The 21,016-nt window shown below is 63.6% G+C and carries 27 protein-coding genes; 19 read left to right on the plus strand and 8 right to left on the minus strand.

Annotated features, from left to right (window positions below):
• Positions 1 to 7: 7 nt before the first annotated feature.
• From C7440_RS10835 to tatC, 13 genes are all read left to right on the plus strand, one after another.
• A complete protein-coding gene (locus C7440_RS10835) occupies positions 8 to 256 on the plus strand; it encodes a BolA family protein (RefSeq protein ID WP_017523125.1) in 249 nt (82 codons plus the stop codon).
• Entirely contained in the window at positions 249 to 1,511 is a 1,263-nt protein-coding gene (gene murA, locus C7440_RS10840; protein WP_017523124.1) for a UDP-N-acetylglucosamine 1-carboxyvinyltransferase, read from the plus strand. The genes C7440_RS10835 and murA overlap by 8 nt, the downstream gene beginning before the upstream one ends.
• Positions 1,508 to 2,194: an ATP phosphoribosyltransferase gene (gene hisG / locus C7440_RS10845; RefSeq protein WP_017523123.1), complete on the plus strand. Its 687-nt coding sequence runs from the start codon at positions 1,508 to 1,510 to the stop codon at positions 2,192 to 2,194. Before murA ends, hisG begins: the two co-directional genes overlap by 4 nt.
• A 66-nt stretch (positions 2,195 to 2,260) precedes the next feature.
• The gene (gene hisD, locus C7440_RS10850; RefSeq protein WP_116518594.1) at positions 2,261 to 3,562 is read left to right on the plus strand and encodes a histidinol dehydrogenase; all 1,302 of its coding nucleotides are present in this window, start codon (positions 2,261 to 2,263) and stop codon (positions 3,560 to 3,562) included.
• A gap of 101 nt (positions 3,563 to 3,663) precedes the next feature.
• Entirely contained in the window at positions 3,664 to 4,251 is a 588-nt protein-coding gene (gene hisB, locus C7440_RS10855) for an imidazoleglycerol-phosphate dehydratase HisB (RefSeq protein ID WP_017523121.1), read from the plus strand.
• Between the two features lie 24 nt (positions 4,252 to 4,275).
• Entirely contained in the window at positions 4,276 to 4,929 is a 654-nt protein-coding gene (hisH, locus tag C7440_RS10860; protein ID WP_017523120.1) for an imidazole glycerol phosphate synthase subunit HisH, read from the plus strand.
• A gap of 48 nt (positions 4,930 to 4,977) precedes the next feature.
• Positions 4,978 to 5,721: a 1-(5-phosphoribosyl)-5-[(5-phosphoribosylamino)methylideneamino]imidazole-4-carboxamide isomerase gene (gene hisA / locus C7440_RS10865; RefSeq protein WP_017523119.1), complete on the plus strand. Its 744-nt coding sequence runs from the start codon at positions 4,978 to 4,980 to the stop codon at positions 5,719 to 5,721.
• Positions 5,718 to 6,518 (plus strand): imidazole glycerol phosphate synthase subunit HisF, encoded by an 801-nt coding sequence (gene hisF / locus C7440_RS10870; RefSeq protein WP_026067674.1) that lies wholly within the window; start codon positions 5,718 to 5,720, stop codon positions 6,516 to 6,518. The genes hisA and hisF overlap by 4 nt, the downstream gene beginning before the upstream one ends.
• A gap of 2 nt (positions 6,519 to 6,520) precedes the next feature.
• Entirely contained in the window at positions 6,521 to 6,934 is a 414-nt protein-coding gene (hisI, locus tag C7440_RS10875; RefSeq protein ID WP_116518521.1) for a phosphoribosyl-AMP cyclohydrolase, read from the plus strand.
• A complete protein-coding gene (locus C7440_RS10880) occupies positions 6,931 to 7,281 on the plus strand; it encodes a phosphoribosyl-ATP diphosphatase (RefSeq protein ID WP_116518522.1) in 351 nt (116 codons plus the stop codon). Before hisI ends, C7440_RS10880 begins: the two co-directional genes overlap by 4 nt.
• Positions 7,282 to 7,366: 85 nt before the next feature.
• On the plus strand, positions 7,367 to 7,600 hold the full coding sequence (tatA, locus tag C7440_RS10885; protein ID WP_017523115.1) for a Sec-independent protein translocase subunit TatA: 234 nt from the start codon (positions 7,367 to 7,369) through the stop codon (positions 7,598 to 7,600).
• Positions 7,601 to 7,704: 104 nt separating this feature from the next.
• Positions 7,705 to 8,259 carry a Sec-independent protein translocase protein TatB gene (gene tatB / locus C7440_RS10890; RefSeq protein ID WP_116518523.1) on the plus strand — a complete coding sequence of 185 codons (555 nt, stop codon included), beginning with the start codon at positions 7,705 to 7,707 and terminating at the stop codon, positions 8,257 to 8,259.
• Positions 8,256 to 9,011, plus strand: a complete 756-nt coding sequence (gene tatC, locus C7440_RS10895) for a twin-arginine translocase subunit TatC (protein ID WP_017523113.1) — start codon at positions 8,256 to 8,258, stop codon at positions 9,009 to 9,011. The genes tatB and tatC overlap by 4 nt, the downstream gene beginning before the upstream one ends.
• A 31-nt stretch (positions 9,012 to 9,042) precedes the next feature.
• Here the strand turns inward: tatC and C7440_RS10900 are convergent, their stop codons facing one another.
• Positions 9,043 to 10,200: a S1C family serine protease gene (locus C7440_RS10900; RefSeq protein WP_165832556.1), complete on the minus strand. Its 1,158-nt coding sequence runs from the start codon at positions 10,198 to 10,200 to the stop codon at positions 9,043 to 9,045.
• A gap of 16 nt (positions 10,201 to 10,216) precedes the next feature.
• Here C7440_RS10900 and C7440_RS10905 point away from each other — a divergent pair, with 16 nt between their 5' ends.
• Positions 10,217 to 10,993 carry a Nif3-like dinuclear metal center hexameric protein gene (locus tag C7440_RS10905; RefSeq protein ID WP_017523111.1) on the plus strand — a complete coding sequence of 259 codons (777 nt, stop codon included), beginning with the start codon at positions 10,217 to 10,219 and terminating at the stop codon, positions 10,991 to 10,993.
• A gap of 38 nt (positions 10,994 to 11,031) precedes the next feature.
• On the opposite strand, the gene mscL is transcribed toward C7440_RS10905, so the two are convergent.
• Positions 11,032 to 11,490 (minus strand): large conductance mechanosensitive channel protein MscL, encoded by a 459-nt coding sequence (gene mscL / locus C7440_RS10910; RefSeq protein WP_116518525.1) that lies wholly within the window; start codon positions 11,488 to 11,490, stop codon positions 11,032 to 11,034.
• A 128-nt stretch (positions 11,491 to 11,618) separates the two neighbouring features.
• Here mscL and petA point away from each other — a divergent pair, with 128 nt between their 5' ends.
• The 5 genes from petA to C7440_RS10935 all read left to right on the plus strand — a co-directional run bounded on the left by petA (position 11,619) and on the right by C7440_RS10935 (position 15,825).
• Entirely contained in the window at positions 11,619 to 12,278 is a 660-nt protein-coding gene (gene petA / locus C7440_RS10915) for a ubiquinol-cytochrome c reductase iron-sulfur subunit (protein ID WP_116518526.1), read from the plus strand.
• Positions 12,279 to 12,331: 53 nt separating this feature from the next.
• Positions 12,332 to 13,720: a cytochrome b gene (locus C7440_RS10920; protein WP_116518527.1), complete on the plus strand. Its 1,389-nt coding sequence runs from the start codon at positions 12,332 to 12,334 to the stop codon at positions 13,718 to 13,720.
• Positions 13,721 to 13,738: 18 nt separating this feature from the next.
• Positions 13,739 to 14,590 (plus strand): cytochrome c1, encoded by an 852-nt coding sequence (locus tag C7440_RS10925; RefSeq protein WP_165832542.1) that lies wholly within the window; start codon positions 13,739 to 13,741, stop codon positions 14,588 to 14,590.
• Positions 14,591 to 14,740: 150 nt separating this feature from the next.
• Positions 14,741 to 15,349, plus strand: a complete 609-nt coding sequence (locus C7440_RS10930; protein ID WP_026067670.1) for a glutathione S-transferase N-terminal domain-containing protein — start codon at positions 14,741 to 14,743, stop codon at positions 15,347 to 15,349.
• Between the two features lie 47 nt (positions 15,350 to 15,396).
• On the plus strand, positions 15,397 to 15,825 hold the full coding sequence (locus C7440_RS10935) for a ClpXP protease specificity-enhancing factor (RefSeq protein WP_116518595.1): 429 nt from the start codon (positions 15,397 to 15,399) through the stop codon (positions 15,823 to 15,825).
• 29 nt (positions 15,826 to 15,854) lie between these two features.
• On the opposite strand, the gene C7440_RS10940 is transcribed toward C7440_RS10935, so the two are convergent.
• The 6 genes from C7440_RS10940 to C7440_RS10965 all read right to left on the minus strand — a co-directional run bounded on the left by C7440_RS10940 (position 15,855) and on the right by C7440_RS10965 (position 20,982).
• Positions 15,855 to 16,322 carry a MarR family winged helix-turn-helix transcriptional regulator gene (locus tag C7440_RS10940; protein WP_116518529.1) on the minus strand — a complete coding sequence of 156 codons (468 nt, stop codon included), beginning with the start codon at positions 16,320 to 16,322 and terminating at the stop codon, positions 15,855 to 15,857.
• Positions 16,323 to 16,428: 106 nt separating this feature from the next.
• Positions 16,429 to 17,118, minus strand: a complete 690-nt coding sequence (locus C7440_RS10945; RefSeq protein ID WP_116518530.1) for an ABC transporter ATP-binding protein — start codon at positions 17,116 to 17,118, stop codon at positions 16,429 to 16,431.
• Positions 17,111 to 17,881, minus strand: coding sequence for an ABC transporter ATP-binding protein (locus C7440_RS10950; RefSeq protein ID WP_116518531.1), 771 nt, complete (start codon positions 17,879 to 17,881; stop codon positions 17,111 to 17,113). Before C7440_RS10950 ends, C7440_RS10945 begins: the two co-directional genes overlap by 8 nt.
• Positions 17,874 to 18,908, minus strand: a complete 1,035-nt coding sequence (locus tag C7440_RS10955; RefSeq protein ID WP_116518532.1) for a branched-chain amino acid ABC transporter permease — start codon at positions 18,906 to 18,908, stop codon at positions 17,874 to 17,876. The genes C7440_RS10950 and C7440_RS10955 overlap by 8 nt, the downstream gene beginning before the upstream one ends.
• 4 nt (positions 18,909 to 18,912) lie before the next feature.
• A complete protein-coding gene (locus C7440_RS10960) occupies positions 18,913 to 19,785 on the minus strand; it encodes a branched-chain amino acid ABC transporter permease (protein WP_116518533.1) in 873 nt (290 codons plus the stop codon).
• Positions 19,786 to 19,806: 21 nt separating this feature from the next.
• Positions 19,807 to 20,982, minus strand: coding sequence for an ABC transporter substrate-binding protein (locus tag C7440_RS10965; RefSeq protein WP_243410884.1), 1,176 nt, complete (start codon positions 20,980 to 20,982; stop codon positions 19,807 to 19,809).
• Between the last annotated feature and the right edge of the window lie 34 nt (positions 20,983 to 21,016).

The following is a 21,016-nucleotide window of genomic DNA, read 5'->3' on the forward strand; positions in this document are numbered from 1 at the left end:
CGACACCATGCTGCCTACTCCCGAACAAGTGCGTCAGTACATCGCCGACCACCTGCCCTGTGAACACATCGAAGTGGCCGGCGACGGCTCGCACTTCGAAGCACTCATCGTCAGCCCCGCCTTCGAGGGCAAGCGGCGCATCGCCCGCCACCAGCTGGTCTACGCCTCGCTGGGCGAGCGCATGAAAGAAGAAATCCACGCCCTGTCGATGCGCACCCTCACGCCCGAAGAATACAAAGCGAACCCGAATGGATAAACTGTCCATCACCGGCGGCAAGCGCCTGAACGGTGAAATCATGGTATCGGGCGCCAAGAACGCCGCCCTGCCCATTTTGTGCGCCTCGCTGCTGTGCAGCGACGACATCACGCTGCACAACGTGCCGGCGCTCAAGGACATCGGCACCACGCTCAAGCTGCTGCAGCAACTGGGCGTCAAGTCGCAACAGCCCCAGCCGGGCACCGTCACCCTCAATGCCTCGCAGGTCAATAGCCTCGAAGCGCCCTACGAGCTGGTCAAGACCATGCGGGCCTCCATCCTGGTGCTGGGCCCGCTGCTGACCCGCTTCGGCGAAGCGCGCGTCAGCCTGCCGGGCGGCTGCGCCATCGGGCAGCGGCCGGTCGACCAGCACATCAAGGGCCTGGCCGCCCTGGGCGCCGAAATACACATCGAACACGGCTTCGTCGTGGCGCGCGCCAAACGGCTCAAGGGGGCCTCGATCCGCACCGACATGGTCACCGTCACCGGCACTGAAAACCTGATGATGGCGGCCGTGCTGGCCGAAGGCCGCACTGTGCTTGAGAACGCGGCCCGCGAACCCGAGATCACCGACCTGGCCGAACTGCTCATCAAAATGGGCGCGCGCATCGAAGGACACGGCACCGACCGCATCGTCATCGACGGCGTCGAGCGGCTGCACGGGGCCTCGCACCATATCGTGGCCGACCGCATCGAGGCGGGCACCTTCCTGTGCGCCGTGGGCGCTGCGGGCGGCGACATCATGCTGCGCCAGGCGGCGCCCGACACGCTGGGCGCCGTGCTCGACAAGCTGTCCGAGGCCGGCGTCGCGATCGAGACCGGGCCGGACTGGATCCGGGGCACCATGAACCGCCGGCCCGACGCCGTAGGCTTTCGCACCTACGAATATCCGGCCTTCCCCACCGACATGCAGGCCCAGCTGATGGCCATGAACACCGTCGCCCAGGGCACCGCCGTCATCGTCGAGAACATCTTCGAGAACCGCTTCATGCACGTCCAGGAACTGCGCCGCATGGGCGCGCAGATCGACATCGACGGCCCCACGGCGGTGGTCACCGGCATCGAGGCGCTTTCGGGCGCCACGGTCATGGCCACCGACCTGCGCGCCTCGGCCAGCCTGGTCATCGCGGGCCTGGCGGCCGAGGGCACGACCACGGTCGAACGCATCTATCACCTTGACCGCGGCTACGAGCGCATGGAAGAAAAGCTGCGCCAGGTCGGCGCCGACATCGTACGCATCACGGAGGCCTCATGAGCCCTGCAGCGCTTGAGAAACCCCTGACCCTGGCCTTGTCCAAAGGCCGGATCTTCGATGAGACGCTGCCGCTGCTGGCGGCGGCGGGCATTCAGGTCAGCGAGAACCCGGAGTCTTCCCGCAAGCTGATCCTGCCCACCAGCGACCCCGGCCTGCAGCTCATCATCGTGCGCGCCTCCGACGTGCCCACCTACGTGCAGTATGGGGCGGCCGACTTCGGCATCGCCGGCAAGGACGTGCTGTTCGAGCATGCGGCCGGCAACGCCGGCGGGCTGTACCAGCCCATCGACCTGAATATCGCCCGCTGCCGCCTGTGCGTGGCGGTGCGCGAGGGCTTCGACTACCAGGCGGCCGTGGCCCAGGGCTCGCGCTTGCGCGTGGCCACCAAGTACGTGCGCGCCGCGCGCGAGCACTTTGCGCGCAAGGGCGTCTACGTCGACCTGATCAAGCTCTATGGCTCGATGGAGCTGGCCCCCCTGGTCGGCCTGGCCGACGCCATCGTCGACCTGGTCTCCACCGGCAACACGCTCAAGGCCAACCACCTGGTGGCCGTGGAGGACATCGTGGACATTTCCTCGCGCCTGATCGTCAACCAGGCCTCGCTCAAGACGCGGGCAAAACAGCTGCAGCCGCTGATAGACGCCTTTGGCCGGGCATCGGCAGCCGAGGACAGCCTGGGATGAGCCAGCCACCCATCTTGGCCATGCTATATACTATTGATTTATAAAGATTTTATTTTCGCTTCTTTCATGCCACCGATCAATCGCCTCCGCTCGCAAGATCCCGACTTCAGCCAGTCCCTGCGTACGCTGCTCGCCTTCGATGCCGAGCAGGACGACAGCATCGAGCACGTCGTGGCCGACGTGCTCAAAGACCTGCGACACCGGGGCGACGAGGCGCTGCTTGAATACACCCGCCGCTTCGACCGGGTACAGGCTTCGTCCGTCCAGGCGCTCGAAATTCCGCGCCAGGAATGGCAGGCCGCCCTGCAGGCCCTGCCGCAAGACCAGCGCGCCGCCCTCGAAGAAGCCGCCCGCCGCGTGCGCGCCTACCACGAGCGCCAGAAGGCCGAAAGCTGGTCGTACACTGAAAGCGACGGCACCACGCTGGGGCAAAAGATCACGCCGCTCGATCGCGTCGGCCTGTATGTGCCCGGCGGCAAGGCCGCCTATCCGTCGTCGGTGCTGATGAACGCCATTCCGGCCAAAGTGGCCGGTGTGCCCGAGGTCGTCATGGTTACCCCCACGCCCGACGGCGCGCGCAACCCCATCGTGCTGGCCGCGGCAGCCATCGCGGGCGTCGACCGCGCCTGGGCGATCGGCGGCGCGCAGGCCGTCGGAGCGCTTGCCTATGGCACGCAAACCATCACCCCGGTAGACAAGATCGTCGGCCCCGGCAATGCCTATGTGGCCGCCGCAAAACGCCGCGTGTTCGGCACCGTCGGCATCGACATGATCGCCGGGCCCAGCGAAATATTGATCATCGCCGACGGCACCACGCCCGCCGACTGGATCGCCATGGACCTCTTCTCGCAGGCCGAGCACGACGAACTGGCCCAGGCCATACTGCTGTGCCCCGACGCGGCCTACCTCGACCAGGTGCAGGAATCCATCGAACGCCTGCTGCCCACCATGCCCCGGGCCGACATCATCCGGGCCAGCCTTTCGGGCCGCGGCGCACTGATCCTGGTCGACGACCTGGACCAGGCCTGTGCTATTGCCAACGAGATCGCCCCCGAGCACCTCGAGATCTCCACCCAGCAGCCCGAAGTCTGGGCCGACAAGATCCGCCATGCGGGCGCCATCTTCATGGGCCGCTACAGTTCCGAGTCGCTGGGCGACTACTGCGCCGGCCCCAATCACGTGCTGCCCACCTCGCGCACGGCGCGCTTTTCGTCGCCACTGGGCGTATACGACTTCCAGAAACGCAGCAGCCTCATCAACGTATCGCACCAGGGCGCCCAGTCCCTGGGGCGCATCGCCGCGACGCTGGCGCACGGCGAAGGCCTGCAGGCGCACGCGGGCAGCGCGCAATACCGGCTCGAATCCTGATATAAACACAAGATATCCAGCCGTTCAGCACCCGCAACGCCGCCGCCGGATCATTCGCACCGGCGGCGCCCGAACCGACCCACATCCGATTTGCCTCGACCATGCGTACTGCCGACATTACCCGAAACACCAATGAAACGCGTATCCGCGTCTCCATCAACCTCGACGGCACCGGCCGCCAGACCATCAACACCGGCGTCCCGTTCCTTGACCACATGCTCGACCAGATCGCCCGCCACGGCATGATCGACCTCGACGTGCACTGCGACGGCGACACCCACATCGACGACCACCACACCGTCGAAGACGTCGGCATCGCACTGGGGCAGGCTTTCGCCGCCGCGGTGGGCAACAAGGCGGGCCTGATCCGCTACGGCCACTCTTACGTGCCGCTTGATGAAGCCCTGTCACGCGTGGTCATTGATTTCTCCGGCCGGCCGGGCCTGTTCTACCAGGTTCCGTTCACGCGCGCGCTGATCGGCCGCTTCGACGTGGACCTGGCGCGCGAATTCTTCCAGGGCTTCGTCAACCACGCCCTGGTCACGCTGCACATCGACAATCTCAAGGGCGAGAACGCGCACCATCAGTGCGAGACCATCTTCAAGGCCTTCGGCCGCGCCCTGCGCATGGCCACCGAAGTCGACTCGCGCGCCAACGGCGCCGTTCCGTCCACCAAGGGCGTTCTTTAACCCGACTCCTTTCCGGCTCCAATCGTGAATACTATCGCCATCGTCGACTACGGCATGGGCAATTTCCACTCGGTGGCACGCGCACTGCGCGCGGCCGCCCCCGACGCCGACATCCGCATCTGCCGCGAAGCCAGCCACATCGACAACGCCTCGCGCGTGGTGTTTCCCGGCCAGGGCGCCATGCCCGACTGCATGCGCACCCTCAATGAATCAGGCCTGCGCGAAGCAGTGCTGCGCGCCGCGCGCAGCAAGCCGCTACTGGGCGTGTGCGTGGGCGAACAGATGCTGTTCAGCCACAGCGAAGAAGGCGACACGCCCTGCCTGGACGTCTTCCAGGGCCGCGTCAGGCGCTTTTCGGGCCCCGGCTACGCCTCGGCGTCGGCCCACACCGACGACACCGAACTGCTGAAGGTGCCCCACATGGGCTGGAACCGCGTCAAGCACGTGCGGCACCACGCTTTGTGGGACGGCATCGCCGACAACACGCACTTTTATTTCGTGCACAGCTATTACGTCCAGCCCAGCGATCCCGCGCTTACAGCGGGGCTGGCCCATTACGGGGTAAGCTTTACCTGCGCGGTGGCTCGAGATAACATTTTCGCAGTGCAGTTCCATCCTGAAAAAAGCGCCGACGCCGGCTTGCGCCTGTATCGCAACTTCGTCGACTGGAACCCCTGAGCCGCGCTTGCGCGCCTTTCCCTTCTAATTGCTTAACGAACTCCGATCATGCTTTTGATTCCCGCTATCGACCTCAAAGACGGCCAGTGCGTGCGGCTGCGCCAGGGCGACTTGGGCGACGCCACCATCTTCTCCGAAGCGCCGGCCTCGATGGCCGCACAATGGCTCGAGCAGGGCGCGCGGCGCCTGCACCTGGTCGACCTGAACGGCGCCGTGGCCGGCACGCCCAAGAACCAGGTGGCCATCAAGGCCATTCTCGAAGAAATCGACGGTGAAATCCCCGTCCAGATCGGCGGCGGCATCCGCGACCTCAATACCATCGAGCGCTATCTCGACATCGGCCTGTCGTACGTCATTATCGGCACCGCCGCCATCAAGGACCCCGGCTTCCTGCGCGACGCCTGCAGCGCCTTCCCCGGCAACATCATCGTGGGCCTCGACGCACGCGACGGCAAGGTGGCCACCGACGGCTGGAGCAAGCTCACCCGCCACGACGTCATCGACATCGCCCGCAAGTTCGAAGACTACGGCTGCGAAGCCATCATCTACACCGACATCGGGCGCGACGGCATGCTGACCGGCGTCAATATCGAATCCACGGTCAAGCTGGCCCAGGCCGTCAGCATTCCTGTCATCGCCTCGGGGGGTGTCACCAACCTGGCCGATATCGAGGCCCTGTGCGCCGTTGAAGACGAGGGCATCGAGGGCGCCATCCTGGGCCGCAGCATCTACGAAGGCACGCTCGACTTCGCCGCCGCCCAAGACCTGGCCGACGAGCTGGGCGCACCATGAGCGCAAGCGACATCCCGATGAACAACACGCTTACGCGGCGCATCATCCCGTGCCTTGATGTCACGGCGGGGCGCGTCGTCAAGGGCGTGAACTTCGTCGACCTGGTCGACGCCGGCGACCCCGTCGAGATCGCGCGCCGCTACAACGAACAGGGCGCCGACGAGCTCACCTTTCTCGACATCACGGCCACCAGCGACAACCGCGACCTGATACTGCCCATCATCGAGGCCGTCGCCTCCGAGGTATTCATTCCGCTTACCGTGGGCGGCGGCGTGCGCCAGGTGGCCGACATCCAGCGGCTGCTCAATGCCGGCGCCGACAAAGTCTCGATCAACAGCGCGGCGGTGGCCAACCCCGAGCTGGTCAAGGCCGCGGCCGACTACCACGGCTCGCAGTGCATCGTGGTGGCCATCGACGCGCGCCGCACCTCCGAAGCCGGCGAACCCGCACGCTGGGAGATCTTTACCCACGGCGGGCGCAAGGCCACGGGCATCGACGCCGTCGAATGGGCCCGCAAGATGGCCAGCTACGGCGCGGGCGAAATACTGCTTACCAGCATGGACCGCGACGGCACCAAGGCCGGCTTCGACCTGGCGCTTACCCGCGCCGTCTCCGACGCCGTGCCGGTTCCGGTCATTGCCTCGGGCGGCGTGGGCAAGCTCGAGCATCTCGCCGACGGGGTCATCAAGGGGCGCGCAAGCGCCGTATTGGCCGCCAGCATTTTCCACTACGGCGAGTTCACCATACCCCAAGCCAAAGAGTACATGGCCCGCAAGGGCATCAACATGCGACTGTAACCATGAGCACCGCCACCACACCGAACTCCTGGCTGGACGACGTCGAATTCGACGAGTCGGGCCTTATTCCGGCCATTGCGCAAGACGCCGCTTCGGGCACCGTGCTGATGGTCGCCTGGATGAACCGCGACGCGCTTGCCGAAACCGCCGCCACCGGACACGCCGTGTACTGGTCGCGTTCGCGCGGCAAGCTGTGGCGCAAAGGCGAAGAATCGGGCCACCGGCAGCGAGTGCGTGAACTGCGCCTTGATTGCGACGGCGACGTCATTCTGCTGAAGGTCGAGCAGGTGGGCGGCATCGCCTGCCACACCGGACGCGAAAGCTGCTTCTTCCGCCGCCTCGACGGCGCACCCGGCCAGCCCGGCTGGACCATCACCGACCCCGTGCTCAAAGACCCCGAGCTCATCTACAAATGAACGACGCCGACAATTCCGCCGACATTCTCTTCCGGCTGGCCGACACGCTGGCGACACGCCTGCCGGCCCAAGGCGGCGACCCCGATGCCTCTTATTCGGCCAAGCTGCTTGCCCGCGGCCCCGATGCCTTCCTGAAGAAAATAGGCGAAGAGGCCACCGAGCTGGTCATGGCCGCAAAAGACAACGCCCCCGACCGCATCGTCTACGAAACGGCCGATCTGTGGTTTCACAGTCTTATCGCATTGGCACACTATAATCTGCGACCCGAGGACGTCCTGCGCGAACTGGCTCGCCGCGAGGGCACTTCCGGCCTGGCCGAGAAAGCAAGCCGGGGCAGCGGCTCTTGAAGCCACGGTTAGGTAGAATGGAGTCATAAAGGGGCAGCGGCCCCGCGACGACACACGCGGCTTACGCCGCACAACGGAGATAAACATGGGTAGTTTCAGCATCTGGCATTGGCTTATCGTTCTCGTCATTGTGGCGCTCATCTTCGGCACCAAGAAGCTGCGCAACATGGGCGAAGACCTGGGCGGCGCCGTCAAGGGCTTCAAGAAGGGCATGGCCGATGCGGCCAACGATCCCGCCAAGCCCGAATCCGTCACCACCGAGCGCGTCGAATCCAAAGAAACCATCGACGTGCAGGCCAAAGAAAAAAACGAGGCCTGATCGCGCCATGAGGCCTCGCGCCTTTGCGCGCGGCCCGGCCACGCAGCCGGCGCCAGCCCGCCTGCGCGGCTGTCCTTTTAATCCTCAACCGGCCTGAAGGTTCCATGTTCGACATCAGCTTCAGCGAGCTCATGCTGATCGGCGTCATTGCGCTGATCGTGATCGGCCCCGAACGGCTGCCCAAAGTGGCTCGCACGGTGGGCCACCTGCTGGGCCGCGCCCAACGCTACGTCAACGACGTCAAGACCGACATCCGCAAAGAAATGGACGCAGCCGAGGTCGGCGGCCTGAAAGACCTGAAAGACCAGATGCAAGAGGCCGCCAATTCGGTCAAGGCCTCGGTCGAAGAAACCGGAAAATCGTGGCGCGCGCCCATAGACGAAGCCCAAGACGCCCTCAAGCAGGCGTCCGAGTCCATCAAGACGCTGGCCGACTCGGCCCCCAAGCCCGACCAGCCCGAGCCGGCACAGGCTTCCGGCGAATCGGCCGCGGCCGCGCCCGAGCTCCCGCCGGCGGTCCAGACCTCTGAACAAGACATGCAAGACGCCGAGGCCATCGACACCCAGACTCTGCCCCTGCCCGGCTTCGAGCGCGAACCCGCCCCGGCAGGCAGCGCCGCAACCGATTCCCCCCCCACCGCCAAAGGTTCGCAGCCGTGACGCAGGAAGACAGCTTTATTTCCCACCTGATCGAGCTGCGCTCGCGCCTGATGAAAGCCGTCGGGGCTGTTTTGCTCGTATTCATTGTTCTGTTCCTGTATCCGGGCGCCTCGGCCATTTACGACTTCCTGGCCCAGCCCATGCTGGCCGCCCTGCCGCAAGGCACCCGCATGATCGCCACGGGCGTGATCACGCCCTTCATGGTGCCCCTCAAGGTGACCCTGCTCGCGGCCTTCGTCATTGCCTTGCCGGTGGTGCTGTACCAGGCCTGGGCCTTCGTCGCCCCGGGGCTGTACAAGCACGAGCAGCGCCTGGCCCTGCCCCTTATTTTTTCCAGCACCGTGCTTTTCCTGCTGGGCATGGCATTTTGCTATTTTTTCGTCTTTCGCACGGTCTTTCACTTCATCGCCGGGTTCGCCCCCGAGTCGATCACGCCGGCCCCCGACATCGAGGCCTATGTCAGCTTCGTCATCACCATGTTCGTCGCCTTCGGCCTTACCTTCGAAGTGCCGGTGGCGGTCGTCCTGCTGGTAAAGGGCGGGGTGGTTACGGTCGAGAAGCTGCGCGCCGCGCGCGGCTACGTGATTGTGGGCGCCTTCATCATCGCGGCGGTGGTTACGCCGCCCGACGTGCTGAGCCAGTTCATGCTGGCTGTACCCCTGTGCCTGCTGTTCGAGCTGGGCCTGCTGGTGGCGTCGCGCCTGAAGCCGCGTGAAGCGGCCGACGCTCAAGCCGAAGAAGCCGCCGAATAAGCCTGCGCGGGGCCGCCAGGGCCTGTCGGCGCTAGGGCTGCCTGTCGCCCAGTTGCAGCGGCGGACGCGACCCGACCCGCAGCGAAAAGTTTTTTTGCTTTCCGGCGCGCAGCACCTGGATTTCAGTCTTGCTTCCAGGTGCAAGCCGCGCTATCTGGTTCAGGAAGCTTATGGTGTCCGCCACGGCCTCGCCGTGAAGCTCGAGCACGATGTCGCCCACGCGCAAGCCCGCCTGGGCCGCCGGCCCGTTTTTCAGCACCCCCGCCACGATCACGCCCTGGCTGGCCTTCAGCCCGAAGGCCTGGGCGAGGTCGGCGGTGATGTCTTGCGGCTCGATGCCCAGCCACCCGCGGGTAACGTGCCCCTTGGCGATGATTTCTTCGAGTATGGCTTGGGCGGCCGCGGACGGTATGGCAAAGCCTATGCCCAGCGACCCGCCCGTTTCGGAATAAATGGCCGTGTTGATGCCCACCAGCCGGCCGTGGACGTCGATGAGGGCGCCCCCCGAATTGCCGGGGTTGATCGCCGCGTCGGTCTGGATGAAGTTTTCGTAGATATTGATGCCCAGGCGATTGCGTCCCAGGGCCGAGACGATGCCCATGGTGGTGGTCTGCCCCACCCCGAAAGGGTTGCCTATGGCCAGTACCACGTCGCCCACCTGCAGGTCGTGCGTGCCGTTGAACGTGATGCTGGAAAGGTCGTCGAGGTCGACCTTGAGCACCGCCAGGTCGCTTTCCGGGTCGGCCCCAATCAGCTTGGCGCGGGCTTCACGGCCGTCGTGCAGGGCAACCTCGATGGCGTCGGCCGCTTCGATCACATGGTAATTGGTTAGGATGTAGCCGTCGGGCCGCACGATAACCCCCGACCCCAGGGCCGTGGCCTCGCGCTTGCGGGTGAAGCCGGGCAGGCCGCGCAGCAGCCGCGACAGCTCGGGGTCGTTCAGCAGCGGCGATATGGGCTCGCGGATCTGCTTGGTGGTGTAGACATTGACCACCGCGGGCGCCGCCCGCGCCACCGCTTCAGCGTAGCTGCCCGCCAGGCCCGGCGCATCGGCGGCGGGGGCCCGCGCGAGCGGCTGGGCGGGCACGGGCGTGCGCTCGAGCCAATCGGGCCTAAGCGTGGCCACAATGAATAAAATACCCAGACACACCGTTACCGTTTGGGCGAAGAGCAACCAGAATCGACGCATAAGGCTGGAATCAAGCATGAATCAAATCGATACGACCGAACTGAGCGCCTGGCTGGACGAAACGCTTCAGCCGCAACGCTTCCGGGATTACTGCCCCAACGGGCTGCAAGTCGAAGGCAAGCACAGGATCAGTCACATTATCACCGGAGTCACCGCTTCGCGCGCCCTTCTTGAAGAAGCCATACGGCGAAAGGCCGATGCCGTCTTCGTACACCATGGATGGTTCTGGAAGAACGAAGACGCGCGCATTGTCGGCGCCAAGCGTGAACGCATCGCCCTGGCCCTGCAGCATGGCCTGAACGTCTTTGCCTACCATCTTCCCCTCGATGCACACCCCCAGTTGGGCAACAACGCCCAGTTGGGGCGGGTACTGGGCTTTACACCCGACCGCGACGCCGAAGGCAATCCGCGTACCTGCGGCCCCGACGGCCTGATCTGGCTGGGCCGCTGCGCACAGCCCACCACCCTGCATGAACTGGGGCGGCACCTGGCGCAGACTCTGGGGCGCGAGCCTCTGGTCCTGGGCGAGCCCGGGCAAAGGGTAGAGCGCATCGCATGGTGTACGGGCGGGGCGCAAGGCATGATGCAGGCCGCCATCGACGCCGGCGCCCAGGCCTACCTTACCGGCGAAGCCTCTGAACCCAATTTCCACCTGGCCCATGAAACAGGCGTGGGCTTTATCGGGGCCGGCCACCATGCCACCGAGCGCTATGGGGCGCAAGCGGTGGGCGAAGCGATTGCAGCCCGGTTCGGCATAAGGGTAGAGTTCGTCGACCTGGCCAACCCGGTGTAGGCGGACCAGGCCGCTTTGTCCGCCAGCGCGCGGCGCACTTATTTCTTGAGCAGGTCGCGGATCTCGCGCAGCAGAAGAATATCGTCGGGCGTGGGCTCGGGCTGGGCCTCGGCCACCGCCTGTTCGCGTTCGACCGCGCGTCGGGCGCGATTGACCGCCTTGACCATCATGAACACCACCAGCGCAAGCAGCAGGAAATTGATCAGGATGGTAATGAAGTTGCCCCAGCCCAGCACGTTTCCGCCCGCCTCGACGATGGCCTCGTAGCTGCGGGGGCCCGTGTAGTTTTCGGGTTCTTTCAGCACCCAGAAGAGGTTGGTGAAATCGACCTGCCCGCCCAGTATGAAGCTGATGATGGGCATGATGATATCTTTCACCAGCGAGTCGATGATCTTGCCGAAAGCCGCGCCGATGATCACACCGACGGCCAGATCGATCATGTTGCCCTTGACGGCGAACTCGCGAAACTCAGCCAAAAAACCGCGTGCAGTGCTCATATGAGATATCCCCTAGTAATTTCACCCGTCTGCGGGCTAACGCTATAATACGCGGTTGAGAGAATATCCAACACTCCAAAATACACTGAATCGCGCTGCCCGATACGGGCACGAACAAGGATACAAGCATGAGTCAGGACAAGTCACAGTTCGACGACGTTTCCGCGGACGGAACGATGGCCATCGATGCCAATCTTCCTCCCGATCCGTCGCGACGCTTCTGGGTGGCGACCGCCTGTGCAGTCGGCGGTGCCGCCGGCGTCGCAACGGCCGTTCCTTTCGTGGGGTCGTTTGCACCGTCAGCCAGGGCCCGCGCTGCCGGCGCCCCGGTACAAGTCGACCTCAGCTCCATCCCCGAGGGCCAGATGCGGACCGTCGAATGGCGCGGCAAGCCCGTGTGGGTCCTGCACCGCACCCAGCAGCAGATCGACGAGCTTCCCAACAACGACCCCTTCCTGGCCGACCCGCAATCCGAGCGCCCCGGCTTCACGCCCGAGTTCGCCCGTAACGAATACCGCTCGCGCGATCCCAAGTTCTTTGTTGCCGTAGGCATCTGCACCCACCTGGGCTGCTCGCCAACGCCGCACCTGGCCGCCGGCCCCGGCCCCGGCCTGCCCGCCGACTGGGAAGGCGGTTTTTTCTGCCCCTGCCACGGCTCGGCCTTCGACCTGGCCGGCCGCGTCTACAAAAACAAACCCGCACCCGACAACCTCGAGGTGCCGCCTTACGAGTTTTCGGCCGACGGCACGCACGTCACCATTGGTGTCGACGAAAATAACAAGGCCTGACCCGCATTGAACCATTACGCCTCGTAAGATAGAGATAGAAAGGAAACGTTTCCATGGCTGGCGAGAAAACCGTCGAAACGACAGGGCTTTTAGGATGGATAGACAGGCGCTTTCCGGCGTCCAAGCTGTTCAAAGAGCACATGTCGGAATACTACGCTCCGAAGAACTTCAATTTTTGGTACTTCTTCGGTTCACTGGCGCTGCTCGTGCTGGTAATTCAGATCGTGACCGGAATCTTCCTGGTCATGAACTACAAGCCCGATGGCAATCTGGCCTTCGAGTCCGTCGAATTCATCATGCGCGAAGTCCCCTGGGGCTGGCTGATCCGCTACATGCACTCCACCGGCGCCTCGATGTTCTTCGTCGTGGTCTACCTGCACATGCTGCGGGGCCTGTTCTACGGCTCGTACCGCAAGCCGCGCGAGCTCGTCTGGATCTTCGGCATGGCCATCTTCCTCTGTCTCATGGGCGAGGCCTTCATGGGCTATCTGCTGCCCTGGGGCCAGATGTCGTACTGGGGCGCTCAGGTCATCGTGAACCTGTTCTCGGCCATTCCCTTCATCGGCCCTGAACTGTCGCTGTGGATCCGCGGCGACTACGTCGTCTCCGACGCCACGCTCAACCGCTTCTTCGCCTTCCACGTCATTGCCATCCCGCTGGTGCTCATCGGCCTGGTCGTGGCGCACATCATTGCGCTGCACGAAGTCGGCTCCAACAACCCCGACGGCGTCGAAATCAAAGACGGCCCCAAAGACAGCAAGGGGCGTCCGATCGACGGCATTCCCTTCCACCCCTTCTACTCGGTGCACGACCTGGTGGGCGTGGCGGGCTTCCTGATCGTCTTTGCCGCCATTGTGTTCTTCGCCCCTGAAATGGGCGGCTACTTCCTTGAGTTCAACAACTTCATCCCGGCCGACTCGCTCAAGACGCCTCCGCACATTGCGCCGGTCTGGTACTTTACGCCGTTCTACTCCATGCTGCGCGCCATCACGGCCGACTTCACCTGGGTGCTGGCAGCCGCCGCGGTGCTGGGTGCGGTGGCCATGTTCCTGCGCGGCAACCTGCGCGGCATCTGGCGCATCGTAGTACCGGTCATCCTGCTGGTCGTCGCCGTCCTGCTGCGCGTCATCGACGCCAAGTTCTGGGGCGTCGTGGCCATGGGCGGCTCGGTGGTCATTCTGTTCTTCCTGCCCTGGCTCGATCACTCTCCGGTGCGCTCGATCCGCTACCGCCCCACCTGGCACAAATATCTGTATGGCATCTTCATTGTCACCTTCCTGGTGTTGGGCTATCTTGGCACGCAGCCGCCAAGCCCGGTCTTCAACCTGATGAGCCAGATCGGCACCCTGATCTATCTGGGCTTCTTCCTGCTGATGCCCGTCTGGAGCCGCCTGGGTACGTTCAAGCCGGTTCCTGAACGCATCACGTTCAGCGCTCACTAAGGCCATAACACATACGGAATGAACATGATCAAAAAGTTGCTTGGCGTCCTTGCCCTGACCCTGACCTGCTCGGTGGCCGTAGCCGCCGAGGGCGGGTATCCGCTCGATCACGCCCCCGACCGCCTCAACAACATGGCTTCGCTGCAAAACGGGGCCAGGCTGTTCGTCAACTACTGTCTCGGCTGCCATAGCGCAAATTCCATGCGCTACAACAAGCTTACCCAGCTGGGCCTGACCGAAGACGAAATCAAGAAGAACCTGCTTTTCACCACCGACAAGGTGGGCGATCTCATGACCATCGCCCTTACCCGCCAAGACGGTGCGAAGTGGTTCGGCGCCGCGCCCCCCGACCTTTCGGTCATCGCGCGCGCCAAGTCCACCAACCTGGGCCCCACCGGCGTCGACTATATCTACACCTTCCTGCGCACCTTCTACCGCGACACCACCAAGAAAACCGGCTGGGACAACGCGGTGTTTCCGAGCGTAGGCATGCCCAACCCGCTGTGGCAGCTGCAGGGTCCCGTTACCCATACGCACAGCCACACTCACCAGGTCGAGCAAGACGGCAAGACGGTATGGCAGCGCACTTCCACCACCTACGATCCGCTGGGCTACACTGAAACCAAGGCCGAAACGCTGCAGAACCATCGCGGCGGCGAAAGCACCCAGCACACTTTCCAGGCCCAGAGCCGCTCCCAGTCCATCGCGTTCGACAACAACGTGGCCGACCTGGCGAACTTCCTGGGCTGGATGGCCGAGCCTGGCCAGCTGTTCCGCAAGCAGTTGGGCGTGTGGGTGCTGCTGTTCCTGGGCCTGTTCCTGGTCGTGGCCTGGCGCCTCAACGCCGCCTACTGGAAGCACGTCAAGTAAATCCGGCGCTGCCGGCATAGCCCCGGGGCCAGGCCTGGCGACAGGCCCGCCTTCGGGGCAACGATTCTAAAATAGGCGTAAAGTAATACGCCTATTTCATTTTTTTGAGCAAGCTTTTGCTCATGTATTTTTTGGATGGGATGCCTCGACATGATGGTTCTCTACTCTGGAACGACCTGCCCCTTTTCGCAGCGCTGCCGCTTTGTGTTGTTCGAAAAGGGCATGGATTTCGAAATCCGCGACATCGATCTCTACAACAAGCCCGAAGACATCGCTGTCATGAACCCCTATGGGCAAGTACCCATTCTTGTCGAACGCGACCTCATCCTGTATGAGTCCAACATCATCAACGAGTACATCGACGAGCGCTTTCCGCACCCGCAGCTCATGCCGGCCGATCCGGTCATGCGCGCACGCACCCGCCTCTTCCTGTACAACTTCGAGAAAGAGCTTTTCGTCCACGTTTCGACGCTTGAAAACCGCGCCGCACCCGACGAGAAAGCCCTTGAGCACGCGCGCAACAACATCCGCGACCGCTTGTCCCAGCTGGCTCCCATGCTGCTCAAGAGCAAGTTCATGCTGGGCGAAGAATTCTCCATGCTCGACGTCGCCATCGCGCCGCTGCTGTGGCGCCTTGACCACTACGGCATCGAACTGCCCAAGAACGCGGCCCCCATCCAGAAGTACGCCGAACGCATCTTCTCGCGCCCAGCCTACATCGAGGCGCTGACTCCCTCCGAGAAGGTCATGCGCCGCTAAAAGCCCATGCCCGCCGGGGCACGTGCCCCGGCCCATTGCCTATGTCCATGCCCGAATCCTCTACCAAGCCTTATTTGATCCGCGCCCTGCACGAGTGGTGCACCGACAACGGCTATACCCCCCACATCGTCGTCACGGTCGATGCCAACACCGTCGTCCCCCGCGCCCACATCCACGACGGACAAATCACGCTCAATATCGGTTCCCTGGCCACCAACCGGCTGGTGCTGGGCAATGAATACATCGAATTCCAGGCCCGCTTCAGCGGCGTCACCGAGCACATCTTCGTTCCGGTAGCCGCCGTATCGGCGATCTACGCCCGCGAAACCGGCGCGGGCATGGGCTTCGAAGTGCAAGAATCGCAAGCCTATCCGGGCACCGAGCCCGCCGCCGACACCAGCGAAACCGAGCAGGCCGAAAAGCCGTCTCCGGACGACGACGATCCGAAACGGCCGCGGCTTACCATCGTCAAATAAATACGCATCGGCGCTTCAGGGCAAGCGCCCTAGCGCGAACCCAGCGACTCGATGTTGTCGTAGATGCGTATGAGCAGGCGCTTGAGGGTAGCCACCTCTTCGGCCGTAATGTTGGCCAGCGCAACCCTTTCGTACAGGTCCGCAAGCGGGGCAAGGCGCATTACTAGATCGCGGCCGGGTTCCTGCAGCATGACATGCACCGACCGCTTGTCTTTTCGGCCCGGCTCGCGCTTTACCAGGCCCTTTTTTTCCATGCCGGCCACCAGCCGCGACAAAGTCGAGATGTCGATCGAGGTGTACTCGGCCAGATGAGTCATGCGCTGGGCATCGATGCGCAGCAGCGAGGCAAGCACACGATACATGGGAAGCGTCAGGTTGAACTTGACCAGTTCTTCGGAGAACGCTTCGCCTATGCGCACCCCCGCCCGATTGAGCAGGTAGGGCACTGCTTTTTCAAGCGCGTAATCGTCAAGTTTGAATTCGCCTTCGACTTTCATGGGGGTGAATCTTTAAATATGCCATCCGCTTCGATTTTACCGGTTAAGGCCGAGGTTCGCGGCCGCCGGCCCTGAACGGACGGGCCGCGGCGGCGGCTGGCGGGCGTTACACACTGAGGTGCCGGCGGCTGAGTTCAGGGTCGGACTGCAGCTGCCCGCTGGTGCCGCTCCAGATGACCCGGCCCTTTTCGATGATGTAATGCCTGTCGGCGATTTGCGCCAGGGTATCGATGTTCTTGTCGACGATGAGTATCGACTGCCCTTTTTGCTTCAGCTCGCGAATGCATTGCCAGATTTCCTCGCGTATGAGGGGCGCCAGCCCTTCGGTGGCTTCGTCAAGAATGAGCAGGCTGGGATTGGTCAGCAAGGCGCGCGAAATGGCCAGCATTTGCTGCTCGCCCCCGGAAAGCTGCCCTCCCATGGAGCGACGGCGCTCTTTCAGGCGAGGAAACAGCCGGTACGCCTCGGCCAGGTTCCACGGCCCCGGGCCCCGGGCCGTGGCAACGAGGTTTTCTTCGACGCTGAGATTGGTGGTAACGTGCCTGCCTTCTGGCACCAGACCTATGCCCAGGCGGCAGATGCGGTATGGCGGCATGCCGGCTATGGCTTGCCCCTGGAAAGTCACCTGCCCCGCCCGGGGCGGGACGATGCCCAGCAGCGTGTGTATGGTGGTGGTCTTGCCCATGCCATTGCGGCCCAGCATGGTAACCACTTCACCCGCATCCACCAGCAGGGAAATGCCGAACAGCACACGGCTGTTGCCGTAGCCGGACTCAAGGCCTTCGACCCTAAGCATGTTGGACCCCTTTTCCTTCGTCCTTGGTTCCCAGGTAGGCTTTCTGGACATCGGCGTTGCCGCGGATCTCGTCCACCGACCCGGTGGCGATGACAGTGCCGTAGACCAGCACCGAAACCCGATCGGCCAGGCTGAAGATCGCGTTCATGTCGTGCTCGATGAGCAGTATCGTGTGCTGCCGCTTCAGGGTTTCAAGCAGCCCGATGATCTGCTGCCCGTCTTCGGCCCCCATGCCCGCAAGCGGTTCGTCCAGCAGCAGCAAGGTGGGTTCGGACGCCAGGGCCATGGCGATCTCAAGCTGGCGCTGTTCGCCGTGGGCCAGATTGCTGGCCAGCACTTCGGCGCGGGGGGCCAGCCCCACCCGCGCCAGCAGCTCTTGGGCGGGCCGGCGCAGGCCCGGCTCGCGACGCGCATTGGACCAGAAATGAAAACTGTGGCCTTGATGCGCCTGCACCGCCAGCATGACGTTTTCAAGGGCGGAGAACCCCGGAAAGATCGTCGTCAACTGGTATGAGCGCGCTATGCCCAGCGCCGTGCGCCGGTAGACCGGGAGATGGGTGATGTCGTGCTCGCGGAACAGGATGCGGCCCTCGGTGGGAGACAATTCGCCCGAAAGCTGGTTCATGAGGGTGGTTTTGCCTGCCCCGTTGGGGCCGATCAGGGCATGGGTTTCGCCTTCTTTCACTTGCAGGCTAAGACGGTTGCTGGCCAGCAGGCCGCCGAAACGCTTGCTTAGCTCGCATACGCGCAGCAGTTCAGTCATTGTCGGCCCCCTTTCCGGTCAGGATGCCATAGAGCCCGCGCCGGGCGAACAGCACGCACAGCAGCAGCAAGGGCCCGTAGATCAGGTGCCAGTGCTCGGTATAGCCGGACAGGACGTCTTCGAGGCCCAGGATGGCTGCCGCGCCCAGTATCGGCCCCATGAGATTGCCCGTGCCCCCCAGCACCACCATGGCGATGATGTCGCTGGAACGCACCCAATGCATGAAGGAAGGGCTGATGAACTTGCCGTGATTGACCATGAGGGCGCCCGCCAGGCCGGCGATTGCGCCCGAGATGACAAAGGCGACCAGGCGATAGCGAAAGCAGGAATAGCCCAACGCCGCCATGCGCCGCTCGTTCTGGCGCCCCCCTCGCAACACCATGCCGAAGCGCGAATCGACGAACTTGCGCAGGATGATGTAGGCCAGGGCCAATATGGCGAACGTGACATAGTAGAAGACGATCTTGTCGTCCAGGTCGAGCAGCCCCGCCGTGCTGGAGCGCTCGGCCAGGCTGGCGCCGTCTTCGCCGCCATAGGCGTCGAGGTTCACGAAGAAGAAGTAGATCATCTGGGCGAAGGCCAGGGTCAGCATGATGAAGTACACCCCCCGGGTGCGCAGGGCGATGAGCCCGATGACCAGCGCCACCAGACCCGACGCCAGCATGGCGGCCGGCCACGTGATGAAGGCGCTGCTCGAACTGCCGATGGCAAAGGGCCATTCGACCAGGGGAACGCCATTGGCGGCGTGATCGGACATGATCAGCACCACATAGGCGCCCACCCCCGCGAAGGCGGCCTGGCCGAAGCACACCAGCCCCGCGAACCCCAGGATGAAGCCCAGGCTTAGCGCAATGAGCGCGAAGATCATGATGCGGCTGAAAAGCGTAATGTAGAACGGCGCATCGATCAGGTGGGTGAGCACCGGCAGCAGGGCCAGCCCCGCGCCGATGATTACAAGCAGCGCCCACGAGGGGAGACGGCGGGCCGAGGCCTGCCCCCCGGACGGCTTGAAGAGAAAGAGTTCCATCAATTTATCCATGGGCCGGGAATAGTCCTTGTGGGCGCCACGCCAGGATGGCGGCCATCAGCAGATAGACGGAGATATCGCCCAGCAGCGGCGGAAACATCAGGCGGCCGAAGGTGTCGATGAGCCCGACCAGGATGGCCGCGACGAAAGCGCCGCGGAATGACCCGATGCCGCCTATGACCACGACGATCAGGGCGAAGATGAGCACGCTTTCGCCCATGCCGGCCTCGACGGCCAGTATGGGCGAGGCCAGCGCGCCGGCCAGGCCCGCCAGCGCGGCCCCGACGCTGAATGCCCAGGAAAAGACGCGATTGACGTTGATGCCCAGCGCGCCGATGAAAACGCGGTTGCTGGCGCCCGCCCGCACCAGCATGCCGGCGCGGGTTCGGGAGATGATCAGGTACAGCGCCAGGGCGACCAGCACGCCGACGGCCAGGATGACCAGCCGGATCATGGGGTAGGAAAGGCCGACGATGATGGGCACCGAGCTATTGAGCGCCCCCGGCAGCGTTACATTGAGCGGCTGCGGCCCCCATATGATGCGGGTCAGCTCGTTGAAGAAGAGGATGAGGCCCAGCGTGGCCAGCACCTGGTCAAGGTAGGGCCGCCGGTAGAAGGGCTTGAGCGCAAGCCGCTCGAGCACCGCCCCGACGAACCCCGTAACCAGGGCGGCCAGCACGATACTGACCCAGAACGCACCGACCTTTTGCAGGATGGTGGCGAACATGTAGGCGCCGATCATGTAGAACGAGCCGTGGGCCAGGTTCACCAGGTTCATGATGCCGAACACCAGCGTGAACCCGGCGGCGATCAGGAACAGCATGACGCCCAGCTGCAGGCCATTGAGCATCTGCTCGACGAATAGGGAAGCGATCATGGCGTCATCGGCTCGCGGAGATCAGGATTTCGCCTTGGAAAGCTTGCACTGGCCCACATACGAATCGGCATAGTCGGTGGCAATGGTCTTGATCACCTTGTTCACCAGCCTGCCCTGATCGTCTTTTTCGACCTTCAGCAGGTAATAGTCTTGAATGGGGAAATTATTGCTGTCGAACTTGAAATTGCCCCGTATGGACTTGAAGTCGACACTATGCAAAGCCTTGGCGAATTCGTCGGCCGACTTGAACTGCCCGCCGTTTTGCTTCAGGGCGGCGTCGATCAGCCTGGCGCCGTCATAGCCCATGGCCGCGCGCGGCGAGGGAATGCGCTTGTAGGTTTTCTCGAAATCTTGCACGAACTGCTTGTTGAGCGGGTTGTCGAGGTTCTCGCTCCAGTAGGCGGTGGACTCCAGGCCAAGCGCCGCGTCGCCGATGCCGGGCAGGGTGTCCTGATCTGTAGAGAAGACGGTATAGACCGGGATTTTTCCTTTCAGGCCAGCCTGGTCGAGCTGCTTGAAGAAATTGACCCCCATGCCGCCCGGATAGAACACGAACAGCGCGTCGGTCTCGACGCTGCGCAGCTTGGCCAGTTCGGCCGAGTAGTCAAGCTGGCCGAACTGCGTGTAGATCTCGGCGACGATATTGCCCTTGAAGGTGCGCTTCAGGCCGGCGATCATGTCTTTGCCGGCCGCGAAGTTGGGCGCCATGACATACAGGTTCTTGATGCCGAGATCGTTCAGGTGAATGCCCATGGTTTCAGGCACGGTGTCGTTCTGGTGGGCCACACTGAAGAAATGGCTGTTGCATCCTTTTCCGGCCAGCTCGGACGGCCCGGCGTTGATGCTGAGATAGATGCCGTCTGCATCGAGCACGCGCGGCACCGCGGCAAGCAGCACATTGGACAGGTTGATGCCCGTTACGATGGATACGCGGTCGCGTTCGACCAGCTTCTGGGCTGCCTGGGCGCCGGCGTCGGGCTTGCCCTGGTCGTCGCGGACCAGAACCTCGGTGGGAAGGCCGCCCAGTTTTCCGCCCACCGACTCGACCCCCAGCTGGAAGCCGTCGAGCAGGTCTCGGCCCAGCGTGGCCTGGCTGCCGGACAAGCTGGCAATGAAGCCTACCTTGATTTCTTGCGCCTGGGCCATGGGCTGCGCCAGCGCCAGGCCCAATATTGCCGCTCCTAGTGATTTCAGCATGTCTTGTCTCCTTGGGTGTTTTGTTTTGATTTGA

The sequence above is a fragment of the Pusillimonas noertemannii genome (assembly GCF_003096595.1).
GTDB lineage: Bacteria > Pseudomonadota > Gammaproteobacteria > Burkholderiales > Burkholderiaceae_B > Pusillimonas > Pusillimonas noertemannii.

Excerpts from the sequence above, each read along its gene's own strand:
- C7440_RS10835 (WP_017523125.1), top strand. The coding sequence starts at position 8 with ATGCTGCCTACTCCCGAACAAGTGCGTCAGTACATCGCCGACCACCTG.
- murA (WP_017523124.1), top strand. The coding sequence starts at position 249 with ATGGATAAACTGTCCATCACCGGCGGCAAGCGCCTGAACGGTGAAATC.
- hisG (WP_017523123.1), top strand. The coding sequence starts at position 1,508 with ATGAGCCCTGCAGCGCTTGAGAAACCCCTGACCCTGGCCTTGTCCAAA.
- hisD (WP_116518594.1), top strand. The coding sequence starts at position 2,261 with ATGCCACCGATCAATCGCCTCCGCTCGCAAGATCCCGACTTCAGCCAG.
- hisB (WP_017523121.1), top strand. The coding sequence starts at position 3,664 with ATGCGTACTGCCGACATTACCCGAAACACCAATGAAACGCGTATCCGC.
- hisA (WP_017523119.1), top strand. The coding sequence starts at position 4,978 with ATGCTTTTGATTCCCGCTATCGACCTCAAAGACGGCCAGTGCGTGCGG.
- hisF (WP_026067674.1), top strand. The coding sequence starts at position 5,718 with ATGAGCGCAAGCGACATCCCGATGAACAACACGCTTACGCGGCGCATC.
- hisI (WP_116518521.1), top strand. The coding sequence starts at position 6,521 with ATGAGCACCGCCACCACACCGAACTCCTGGCTGGACGACGTCGAATTC.
- C7440_RS10880 (WP_116518522.1), top strand. The coding sequence starts at position 6,931 with ATGAACGACGCCGACAATTCCGCCGACATTCTCTTCCGGCTGGCCGAC.
- tatA (WP_017523115.1), top strand. The coding sequence starts at position 7,367 with ATGGGTAGTTTCAGCATCTGGCATTGGCTTATCGTTCTCGTCATTGTG.
- tatB (WP_116518523.1), top strand. The coding sequence starts at position 7,705 with ATGTTCGACATCAGCTTCAGCGAGCTCATGCTGATCGGCGTCATTGCG.
- C7440_RS10900 (WP_165832556.1), bottom strand. The coding sequence starts at position 10,200 with ATGCGTCGATTCTGGTTGCTCTTCGCCCAAACGGTAACGGTGTGTCTG.
- C7440_RS10905 (WP_017523111.1), top strand. The coding sequence starts at position 10,217 with ATGAATCAAATCGATACGACCGAACTGAGCGCCTGGCTGGACGAAACG.
- mscL (WP_116518525.1), bottom strand. The coding sequence starts at position 11,490 with ATGAGCACTGCACGCGGTTTTTTGGCTGAGTTTCGCGAGTTCGCCGTC.
- petA (WP_116518526.1), top strand. The coding sequence starts at position 11,619 with ATGAGTCAGGACAAGTCACAGTTCGACGACGTTTCCGCGGACGGAACG.
- C7440_RS10920 (WP_116518527.1), top strand. The coding sequence starts at position 12,332 with ATGGCTGGCGAGAAAACCGTCGAAACGACAGGGCTTTTAGGATGGATA.
- C7440_RS10925 (WP_165832542.1), top strand. The coding sequence starts at position 13,739 with ATGAACATGATCAAAAAGTTGCTTGGCGTCCTTGCCCTGACCCTGACC.
- C7440_RS10930 (WP_026067670.1), top strand. The coding sequence starts at position 14,741 with ATGATGGTTCTCTACTCTGGAACGACCTGCCCCTTTTCGCAGCGCTGC.
- C7440_RS10935 (WP_116518595.1), top strand. The coding sequence starts at position 15,397 with ATGCCCGAATCCTCTACCAAGCCTTATTTGATCCGCGCCCTGCACGAG.
- C7440_RS10940 (WP_116518529.1), bottom strand. The coding sequence starts at position 16,322 with ATGAAAGTCGAAGGCGAATTCAAACTTGACGATTACGCGCTTGAAAAA.
- C7440_RS10945 (WP_116518530.1), bottom strand. The coding sequence starts at position 17,118 with ATGCTTAGGGTCGAAGGCCTTGAGTCCGGCTACGGCAACAGCCGTGTG.
- C7440_RS10950 (WP_116518531.1), bottom strand. The coding sequence starts at position 17,881 with ATGACTGAACTGCTGCGCGTATGCGAGCTAAGCAAGCGTTTCGGCGGC.
- C7440_RS10955 (WP_116518532.1), bottom strand. The coding sequence starts at position 18,908 with ATGGAACTCTTTCTCTTCAAGCCGTCCGGGGGGCAGGCCTCGGCCCGC.
- C7440_RS10960 (WP_116518533.1), bottom strand. The coding sequence starts at position 19,785 with ATGATCGCTTCCCTATTCGTCGAGCAGATGCTCAATGGCCTGCAGCTG.
- C7440_RS10965 (WP_243410884.1), bottom strand. The coding sequence starts at position 20,982 with ATGCTGAAATCACTAGGAGCGGCAATATTGGGCCTGGCGCTGGCGCAG.